The 9272-nt window shown below is 52.0% G+C and carries 10 protein-coding genes; all 10 read right to left on the bottom strand.

Annotation, left to right across the window (positions count from 1 at the left end; translation table 11 throughout):
- Positions 1-268: 268 nt before the first annotated feature.
- Positions 269-1012 carry a carbonic anhydrase family protein gene (locus tag RTY00_RS13185; RefSeq protein WP_312664755.1) on the bottom strand — a complete coding sequence of 248 codons (744 nt, stop codon included), beginning with the start codon at positions 1010-1012 and terminating at the stop codon, positions 269-271.
- 126 nt (positions 1013-1138) lie between these two features.
- Positions 1139-1867 carry a carbonic anhydrase family protein gene (locus RTY00_RS13180; protein WP_312664754.1) on the bottom strand — a complete coding sequence of 243 codons (729 nt, stop codon included), beginning with the start codon at positions 1865-1867 and terminating at the stop codon, positions 1139-1141.
- A 194-nt stretch (positions 1868-2061) separates the two neighbouring features.
- Entirely contained in the window at positions 2062-2946 is an 885-nt protein-coding gene (gene prmA / locus RTY00_RS13175) for a 50S ribosomal protein L11 methyltransferase (RefSeq protein WP_258144065.1), read from the bottom strand.
- 11 nt (positions 2947-2957) lie between these two features.
- Complete coding sequence (panF, locus tag RTY00_RS13170) at positions 2958-4403, bottom strand: sodium/pantothenate symporter (RefSeq protein WP_312664753.1); 1446 nt, start codon at positions 4401-4403, stop codon at positions 2958-2960.
- Entirely contained in the window at positions 4393-4635 is a 243-nt protein-coding gene (locus tag RTY00_RS13165) for a YhdT family protein (protein WP_312664752.1), read from the bottom strand. The genes panF and RTY00_RS13165 overlap by 11 nt, the downstream gene beginning before the upstream one ends.
- A 72-nt stretch (positions 4636-4707) precedes the next feature.
- Positions 4708-6057 carry an acetyl-CoA carboxylase biotin carboxylase subunit gene (gene accC, locus RTY00_RS13160; RefSeq protein ID WP_008101999.1) on the bottom strand — a complete coding sequence of 450 codons (1350 nt, stop codon included), beginning with the start codon at positions 6055-6057 and terminating at the stop codon, positions 4708-4710.
- Positions 6058-6068: 11 nt separating this feature from the next.
- A complete protein-coding gene (gene accB, locus RTY00_RS13155; protein ID WP_256697610.1) occupies positions 6069-6536 on the bottom strand; it encodes an acetyl-CoA carboxylase biotin carboxyl carrier protein in 468 nt (155 codons plus the stop codon).
- A 21-nt stretch (positions 6537-6557) separates the two neighbouring features.
- The gene (aroQ, locus tag RTY00_RS13150) at positions 6558-7010 is read right to left on the bottom strand and encodes a type II 3-dehydroquinate dehydratase (RefSeq protein ID WP_007891972.1); all 453 of its coding nucleotides are present in this window, start codon (positions 7008-7010) and stop codon (positions 6558-6560) included.
- Positions 7011-7242: 232 nt separating this feature from the next.
- The gene (msrQ, locus tag RTY00_RS13145) at positions 7243-7845 is read right to left on the bottom strand and encodes a protein-methionine-sulfoxide reductase heme-binding subunit MsrQ (protein WP_312664751.1); all 603 of its coding nucleotides are present in this window, start codon (positions 7843-7845) and stop codon (positions 7243-7245) included.
- Positions 7846-8850: a protein-methionine-sulfoxide reductase catalytic subunit MsrP gene (gene msrP, locus RTY00_RS13140; protein ID WP_008101993.1), complete on the bottom strand. Its 1005-nt coding sequence runs from the start codon at positions 8848-8850 to the stop codon at positions 7846-7848.
- Positions 8851-9272 lie beyond the last annotated feature (422 nt).

Genomic DNA, 9272 nt, shown 5'->3' with positions numbered 1-9272 from the left:
ACGCATTTTTTAAAGAAGATGAAAGGCCAAACTTTGAACAATTCGCCGTTAGAGATCAGGGAAATTAACTTATCAGGCACAAGGAAAGGTATTAATCTTTATATTTCATATGATTAAAAAAATATGATGAAATTGTGTACAAAAATTTTTCTCAAAACATGACCGAAATCACAACATAAAAACCGCCACTTCAGGTAATTAGCCAGAGAAATGACGGCAATGTGATTATTAATTGTACTAATTTATTAGTGTAAGGGTTGCTAGTTCATCATTCGACAATCAGTCGACCATGTAATGGTTGCAGGGGGCGATTATTACTGTTTTTCAGCGCCAGTTGGAAATCGTGCAACTGTGATTGCGAGAGCGTTACGGGATGCTTCATGACCAGCCAGCGTAAACCTTCGGTGCAGGGTGGAGTAGTGAGCGATCCACTAAAACGATAATAATGGCGATCCTCTGGGAAGAGGGGGTTTAAATCCATGCGCTGTTTCACCACCACTTCCTGATTTATCTGCTTAGGCATGGCAGCAATAATCGGGTTGAGGGCGGTGTTTTCTTTACCCACCTCGAACATCACGGCAATTACCGCTATTTCCCCATCAGCATTAGCGTGAACGAAATGCGCTTCAAGTGGATAAGAGTGGCCGTCGATTTGATTCTCACTCGGGGTATGGAAATGATATTGCTTGAGGCGGAACGTTTCGCCATCCAGCGTGAAATCATCTTCATCATCCACGTTCACTTGCAGTGTGTGCCCGTTATTGACCAGGTTTTCTGCTGCGGTGTGAAATTCTAGATTAAGGGGCGGCAGTCGACCTTCGATGGTATGGCGAATATCAATTGGCGACTGAAACTTGCCGTTATGGCAGGTCTGGAAATCAGCAGAGAGTTCGGCCCAATGATCTGGACCAGCGTTGCCTTCATAACTCCAGTGTGGTGCGGAAGGGGAAGAGGCTGCATGCGCACCAATGCTGTAAGCCAACATTACGCTAAGTAAAAGGGAGGTTTTCATTCTCAATCTCAGTAATAAGAATACCGGCAAGCGGCGTGCCGCAGATATTACGTGGCGATGAGAAAATGACTACCCTGTAACAGACGTCACAGGGTAGAACCAGACCGGGCTTGGATTGTCTGGTAGTTATTCGACGATCAAACGACCATTCAACGGTTGCACAGGACGGCTGTTACCGTGTTCGCCAAGCAAGCGCGCAAAGGAAGCGAGCTGTGCTGAAGAAGCATGCACGGAATCTTTCATTACCAACCAGCGCACGCCTTCAGAACACGGTGGTGTGGTCAGAGAGCCGCTGAAGCGATAGTAGGATTTATTGTCTGGGATAAGCGTTGCGAGGTTTAACGGCTTATCGAGCGCTTTCACTTGGTTAACTTTGGATGGGACATTCTGCAAAATGGACTCAATGGCCGGATTGGCTTCGCCTGCTTCAAACATCACACCGACCACCGCTAGTTGTCCATGTTCATTTGAATGGACAAAGTGAACTTCCAGAGGGAAAGATTTACCCTCTATACGGTTTTCACTTGGTGCGTGGAAATGGAATTGACGGAGCGTATAAGTTTCATCATCCAGCTTGAAGGTATCGCCATCATTAATATCGATCTGAATAGTATGTCCATTATTAACGATGGATTTTTGTTTTGCGTGATATTCAAGATCCAGTGATTTTAATTGACCGTTAACAACATTATGAATATTAACAGGTGACTGATTTACACCAGTTTTACAAGTTTGATAAGCAGCGCCTAAATCTCCCCATTTTTCAGGTGACTCATAGGACCAATGGATATCGTGTGCATAGGAAAAGGGAGCCATCGCTATCAGCAGCGCAGCCAGACTCATCTTAAATTTCATAATAGGGTGACCTGGAAATAATTGAGATCAATGTGCCGTAAATGGCACCGTAAATAGGGATAGCGCTATACCTGGGCGGGAGTCTAAAGCAAAAAAAATAAAGAAAAACCTTAATAACGAGTATTAAGGTTTTTTGAGATGGGTCTCAACCTGAAATGTAAATTCAGGCCGAAAAATGAGTTTTTTAAGTGTATTTAAGCTGATTTTAATCCGGTGATTCGACACCATTCCTCTTTTACTGCAACAGGATCGAGGGCGAATTGTTGTGCATAGGCTTCGCATACATTTTCAGCCTGGCTCTCTAACACGCCGGACAATCCAAGATGTCCACCGGCTTTCGGCAGTACGCTAATCAGCGGCGCCAATTCGCGCAGCGGACCAGCGAGGATGTTGGCGACCACCACGTCAGCCTGCAAGTTATCCGGCTGCTGATGAGGCAGATAAAGCGCCAGACGCTCAGAGACGCCATTACGTTCGGCATTATCGCGGCTGGCCTGAATCGCCTGCGGATCGATATCAATACCGATCGCCTGCGCTGCGCCTAATTTTAGTGCGGCAATAGCGAGAATGCCGGAGCCACAGCCAAAGTCGATCACCGTTTTGCCTTGCAGATCCAGCCCATCAAGCCACGTCAAACACAGCGACGTGGTGGGGTGCGTGCCGGTACCAAATGCAAGGCCCGGATCCAGCATCACATTAACGGCATCTGGATCCGGCACATCGCGCCAGCTTGGGCAGATCCACAGACGCTCACCGAAACGCATCGGGTGGAAGTTATCCATCCATTCACGTTCCCAATCTTTGTCTTCGATCTGCTCGATCTTATGGCGAAACGCGGATCCCAGCAGCGGGTGCTGACTTAACTCGGCCACCACATCGCTCATCTCGGTTTCGGCGTCGAAAAGGCCGATGACATCAGTATCGCCCCAAAGCAGCGTTTCGCCCGGCAGCGGCTCATAAACAGGATTGTCGTGCGTATCCTGGAAAGTGACCGACACGGCGCCAACATCCATCAGCGCATCGCTCAGGGTTTCGGCGTTTTCGCCGGTGCTGTTAATTTTGATTTGAATCCAAGGCATAGCGTTTCTCTTTATTCCAGTGCCGCTGCATGCGTTGCAGGCGTGCGGCCAAACAGATTACCCACCAGGAAGGCCAGCAGGCTTAAGGTCAATGACGGAACGATCGGGTGGAAACCCCACCATTCAATATTCAGGCTGGCAAGCAGCGTGTAGCATCCCGCGCCGACCAGCATGCCGCTGATCGCACCCGTCGAATTGGCGCGCTTCCAATACAAGCCCAGCACCAGCGGCCACAAAAAAACTGCTTCAAGGCCACCAAATGCCAGCAGATTCAGCCAGATAATCATATCGGGCGGATTCCACGCCGCCAGCAGCAGCAGCACGCCAAGCACGAAAGTGATAGTGCCTGACAGCAGGCGCAGGCGCGCCTCATTTTCACTGTGCTGCGGTGCAATACGCAGGTAGAGATCTTTGATCAGCGTAGCGGAGGATTGCAGCAGCTGCGCGTTAATGGTCGACATAATGGCCGCCATTGGCGCCGCAAGAAATACGCCTGCCGCCATCGGCGGTAACACGGTAATCATCAGCGTGGGGATCACGCGATCGGGGATGGTGAGATCGGGCAAAATCACGCGGCCCAGCGCACCGGCCAGATGCATGCCAAGCATCAGGATCACTACCACAATGGTGCCGAGCACAATGCCACGATGCATCGCTTTGCTGTCTTTATACGAAATACAGCGCACCGCAGTGTGGGGCAAACCAATCACACCGAAACACACCAGCACCGCAAACGAGCTAAGGAAGGTTGGATTGATGACATTGCCAACGCCTTCCGGCGACGTCAGTTGTGGATCGATGTTATGCAGTTTGGTTACTGCGCTTTCCAGCCCGCCCGCCTGGTGGATCACTGCGAAGAGGAGCAGGAAGGTGCCGATCAGCATCACCATGCCTTGCATCGCATCGTTCAGCACGCTGGCGCGGAAGCCACCGAAAGCGGTGTAAAGCGCGATGGTGCCGCCGAAGATGAGCAGGCCGGTGTCGTAAGGAATACCCGCAGCGGTTTCCAGCAGACGAGCGCCACCGATGAACTGCACGGTCATCGCGCCAATAAACGCCACCAATAAACTGATACTGGAGAGCCAAATCAGCAACGTGCTGCCGTAGCGGCCATAAAGCATGTCGTTGAGCGTCACAGCATTGTAACGACGCGCCAGAATCGCGAATTTCTTGCCTAATACGCCGAGAGAAAGCCAGACGGCGGGCACCTGAATCATCGCCAGCAGCACCCAACCAAGACCATATTTATAGGCTGCGCCGGGGCCGCCTATAAACGAACTGGCGCTGATGTAAGTGGTGGTGATGGTCATGGCCAGCACAAAGCCGCCCATTGAACGGCTGCCGAGGAAGTATTCGCTTAGGAAGTTGCCCTGACGCTGCTTGCGCATCGCAAACACCGACAGTGCGGCGATCAGCACCAGATAGGCCAACAGCGGAAGAATGATTTCAGAGTCCATCGTTATCCTCCAGCGACATGTCGCGGAACAGCACGCGCACCATCAGCCAGCACAACATAATAAACAGCAGCGGGGCGAACAGACACGAAAGCTCGAACCATCTTGGTAAGCCAAAGAAGCCGATCTCATTGCCGCCCAGCCAGGCAGAAAGTCCCCAAACGGCAAGGTAGGCCAGCGTCAGATAAAACGACCAGCGCGCCTCTTTGTTCGCTTGTAAAAAACGCCAATCCATTATGTAACCTCAAAGGCGACAAAAATGAAAAAGGCCGGAGTTAACCGGCCTCTGTCTTGCTCTGCGCTGCGATTACTTCTCTTGCAGGCCGAGTTTTTTCTCCAGATAGTGGATGTTAGTGCCACCCTGCTGGAAGTTTTCGTCGGACATGATTTTCATCTGCAGCTCAATGTTGGTCTTGATGCCGTCGATGATCAGTTCCGCCAGCGCATTTTTCATGCGCGAGATTGCCACGTCACGGTTTTCACCGTAGGTAATCAGCTTACCAATCATGGAATCGTAGTACGGTGGCACGCTGTAACCGGCATAGATATGCGATTCCCAACGAACACCGAAGCCGCCCGGCGCGTGGAAGCGGGTGATCTTGCCTGGGCTTGGCAGGAAGGTATTCGGATCTTCGGCGTTAATACGGCATTCCACCGCATGACCGCGAATCACCACGTCTTCCTGTTTGATCGACAGTGGCTGACCAGCAGCAATACGCAGCTGCTCTTTGATCAGATCGACACCGGTGATCATTTCAGTCACCGGATGCTCAACCTGAATACGGGTGTTCATCTCGATGAAGTAGAACTCACCGTTTTCGTACAGGAACTCGAACGTACCCGCACCGCGATAGCCGATGTCGATACAGGCTTTAGAGCAGCGTTCGCCGATGTAGCGACGCAGTTCCGGCGTGATGCCTGGCGCTGGTGCTTCTTCAACGACTTTCTGGTGACGACGCTGCATTGAACAGTCACGTTCGGCCAAATAGATAGCGTTACCTTGGCCGTCGGCCAGCACCTGAATCTCGATGTGGCGTGGATTCTCGAGGTACTTCTCCATGTACACCATGTCGTTGTTGAAAGCCGCTTTGGCTTCCGCTTTCGTCATGTTGATGGATTGCTCAAGATCCTTGTCGCTGCGCACGACGCGCATACCGCGACCGCCGCCGCCGCCGGAAGCTTTGATGATCACCGGATAACCGATGCGCTTAGCGAAGGCACGGTTTTTTTCCATGTCGTCGGTCAGCGAGCCATCAGAACCTGGCACGGTTGGTACGCCGGCTTTCTTCATGGCGGTAATCGCAGACACTTTGTCGCCCATCAGGCGAATGGTGTCGGCTTTCGGGCCGATGAAGATGAAGCCTGAGCGCTCAACCTGCTCGGCGAAATCGGCGTTCTCAGAGAGGAAGCCGTAACCCGGGTGAATAGCGACCGCGCCGGTAATTTCAGCGGCGGAGATCAGTGCCGGGATGTTCAGGTAGCTTTTGACCGAAGGTGGCGGGCCAATGCAGACGGTTTCGTCTGCCAGCAGCACGTGCTTCAGGTCACGGTCCGCGGTGGAGTGTACGGCAACAGTCTTAATGCCCAGCTCTTTGCAGGCACGCAGAATGCGCAGCGCGATCTCACCACGGTTAGCAATGACAATTTTATCCAGCATGCTTCGCCTCGTTATTCGATGATGACCAGCGGCTCGTCAAATTCAACCGGTTGGCCGCTTTCGACCAGAATCGCCTTCACAACGCCGGATTTGTCGGCTTCGATCTGGTTCATCATTTTCATCGCTTCAACGATGCACAGGGTGTCGCCGGCATTCACTTTCTGGCCAACTTCAACGAAGGCTTTCGCGTCTGGGCTTGGGGTGCGATAGAAGGTGCCCACCATCGGAGAACGCACGATATGGCCACTGATTTCTGGTTTAGCTTCTGCTGCAGCCGGTGCGGCAGGTGCCACAGCGGTCGCCAGCGCAGGCTGCTGCTGCATCATTGGCGCAGCATAAGCTTGCTGCATCATTGGGTAGCCGGCATTTGCAGGTGAACGGCTGATACGAACGGACTCTTCGCCCTCGGAGATTTCCAGCTCGGAGATGCCAGACTCTTCAACCAGTTCGATCAGTTTCTTAATTTTACGAATATCCATGAGTGTGGTTCCGTACTCTGTTTAATTGGAATGTGACAGGCGTTTTACTGCCGTTTGTAAAGCCCACGAGTATCCATCAGCGCCAAGTCCACAGATGACGCCGGCAGATACATCGGAAAGATAGGAGTGATGTCGGAACGGTTCGCGTGCATGCACGTTTGAGAGATGCACCTCAATAAAAGGAATGCTAACCGCCAACAGGGCATCACGCAGTGCAACGCTGGTATGCGTAAACGCAGCAGGATTGATGATGATGTAATCCACGTTGCCGCGGGCTTCGTGAATACGGTCAATCAACTGAAACTCTGCGTTCGATTGCAAATGACTCAATTTCACATGGTGCTGATCGGCCTGTTGCGTCAGATCGCCGACGATTTGCGCCAGCGTGGTGTGACCATACTTATCAGGCTCGCGCGTTCCCAGTAAATTCAAATTGGGACCGTTCAAAAGCAGTATGTGAAATTTGTGCGCCATCTTGCTGCTATCTCCTGCAATCAGTAAGGCATCGCGTAAAATACCGCGCCATCTCGCGTTTGTCACCCTTGAGGATGAAAAAGAAGACTTCGTTTGCAATAAAGCCGGGCATTATATCCGTTTCGTCGACATTCGCAGCAAAATACTGGTCTTATCTGCGAAGTTGATCGAATGCGGCCCGAAGGCCACACTTTTTAACAGATCTCGCGGGAGGAACACAACCGTGCGGGGATTATCTGGAGAGAAGTTTACGCAACTTATTGTAACGCCACGCTAACAGCGCAATCGCCAGCACGGCGTAGATTACCGGCTGCGGGGACAACACTTTCACAGACCAAAGATAGTGGATAGGTGCGAGGATCGCGACCAGATAGACGCCGTTATGCAGCGTTTGCCAGCGGCGACCCAGTTTGCGCTGCATGCGTTGAAATGAGGTGATTGCGAGGGCGAAGAGAATCGTCCAGCTGATCATCCCCAGTAACAAATAAGGACGAGAAACCAGCTCACTGCCGAGTAAACGTAGATGATCGTAGCCAAGTTCCAGCAAGTAGTAACTGGTGAGATGCAAACTGGCCCAGGCGAAACACCACACGCCGAGCAGGCGTCGCGTACGGATCAGCAGCGGCTGTTTCAGGTAGCGCGTTAATGGGCTGACCAGCAGCGTGGCAAGCAGCAACTTTAGCGCCATTCTGCCGGTAAAATGCTGGATATCTTTCGCCGGATCGGCGCTCAGCCAGCCCTGACTCGCCGCCATAAATAGATAAACAAACGGCAGAAAAGCCGCCAGATGCAGCACGACTTTTAACGCGGTGATGTGGCGTAAAGTGAGGCGCACTTAATAGTTCTCCCGTAAATCCAGCCCGCGATACAGTGAAGCCACTTCTTTCGCGTAGCCGTTGAACAGCAGCGTAGGTTGGCGATCAACCTTCAGAATGCCACCCGCGCCAATAAAGCGTTCGGTAGCCTGCGACCAGCGCGGATGATTCACATGCGGGTTCACATTGGCATAGAAACCATACTCATTGGCGGCGATCTGGCTCCAGGTGGTCGGCGGACGATCGTGCGTCAGCGTGATCTTCACGATCGATTTAATCCCTTTGAAGCCATATTTCCACGGCACCGTCAGGCGAATCGGCGCACCATTTTGCGGCGGCAGCGCCTTGCCATATACGCCGGTACTCAGCAGCGTCAGCGGGTGCATCGCTTCATCAAGCCGCAAACCTTCTACATAGGGATAATCCAGCCCGCCGCCGATAAAGCGATCTTTCTGACCGGGCATTTGGTCAGGTGCGTACAGCGTTTCAAACGCCACATAGCGTGCATTGCTGGTGGGTTCAGCCAGTTTCAGCAGCTTGTTAAGCTCGAAGCCGACCCACGGAATCACCATCGACCAGGCTTCGACGCAGCGCATGCGATAGATGCGCTGTTCCATCGCAAAACGCTTGAAGATGTCATCCATATCCAGCGTGATCGGTTTGGCCACTTCCCCTTCGATGCGCAGTTTCCACGGATCGGTTTTCAGCGTGCCGGCATTGGCGGCAGGATCGGCTTTATCCAGACCAAATTCGTAGAAGTTGTTATAACCCGACACCTTATCAAAGGGTGTGAGCGGTAAATCGGCCTGCCATTCGGCCGGTTTAGTGAAATCTAAATCTCTGCCAGCTGGCGCGGGCGGGCGGTTATTGCCTTTAAACCAGCTCAGCACATCGGCTTGCGCCGTGCCTGGCAAACTGGCTGCTGCTGCGCCTAATCCCAACGCTTTCAGCACCTGACGGCGGCGCATATTAAAGACGCTTTCTGGCGTGACGTCGGCTTCTGTGAGCAAGTGCTTCAGGTTCATGACGTTCTCCTGTGAATAGTAAGTTATAACCAGCATGCTCAACTTCAGCGTCAGGCGCGAACTTGCGGGGAAAAATGTGAAATTTCCTGGCAAAACACACTCTTTGAGAATAGGACGAAAAAGCCCGTAGCAAAGTCAGGCCATCACGGTTTAACGCTATACTCGCGCCGTAGCGCTTATCAAGCTGTGTTATGTGCGATTTTGATGCCAGTCTGGCGCTGAATCACACCTTGATTTGTGCTATTTTGCTCAGGTTTGCGCCAGGGGTAAGCGTGGCGCCGACGGATTAACACCGTTCATAACCGCAGTGATGCAGGCACAGGGATGCGATTAACAACTAAATTTTCTGCGTTTATTACCTTATTAAGCTTACTGGCGATGATATTGATGCTGGTGGGCTGCGCTTTTAGTTTTATCTGGCT

This window comes from Pantoea sp. CTOTU49201 (assembly GCF_032054795.1).
In the GTDB taxonomy this organism is placed as follows: Bacteria; Pseudomonadota; Gammaproteobacteria; order Enterobacterales; family Enterobacteriaceae; genus Pantoea; species Pantoea symbiotica.
This window is presented reverse-complemented; position numbering and strand designations above follow the sequence as displayed.

Excerpts from the sequence above, each read along its gene's own strand:
- prmA (WP_258144065.1), bottom strand. The coding sequence starts at position 2,946 with ATGCCTTGGATTCAAATCAAAATTAACAGCACCGGCGAAAACGCCGAA.
- msrP (WP_008101993.1), bottom strand. The coding sequence starts at position 8,850 with ATGAACCTGAAGCACTTGCTCACAGAAGCCGACGTCACGCCAGAAAGC.
- RTY00_RS13165 (WP_312664752.1), bottom strand. The coding sequence starts at position 4,635 with ATGGATTGGCGTTTTTTACAAGCGAACAAAGAGGCGCGCTGGTCGTTT.
- aroQ (WP_007891972.1), bottom strand. The coding sequence starts at position 7,010 with ATGGCGCACAAATTTCACATACTGCTTTTGAACGGTCCCAATTTGAAT.
- accC (WP_008101999.1), bottom strand. The coding sequence starts at position 6,057 with ATGCTGGATAAAATTGTCATTGCTAACCGTGGTGAGATCGCGCTGCGC.
- panF (WP_312664753.1), bottom strand. The coding sequence starts at position 4,403 with ATGGACTCTGAAATCATTCTTCCGCTGTTGGCCTATCTGGTGCTGATC.
- RTY00_RS13185 (WP_312664755.1), bottom strand. The coding sequence starts at position 1,012 with ATGAAAACCTCCCTTTTACTTAGCGTAATGTTGGCTTACAGCATTGGT.
- RTY00_RS13180 (WP_312664754.1), bottom strand. The coding sequence starts at position 1,867 with ATGAAATTTAAGATGAGTCTGGCTGCGCTGCTGATAGCGATGGCTCCC.
- accB (WP_256697610.1), bottom strand. The coding sequence starts at position 6,536 with ATGGATATTCGTAAAATTAAGAAACTGATCGAACTGGTTGAAGAGTCT.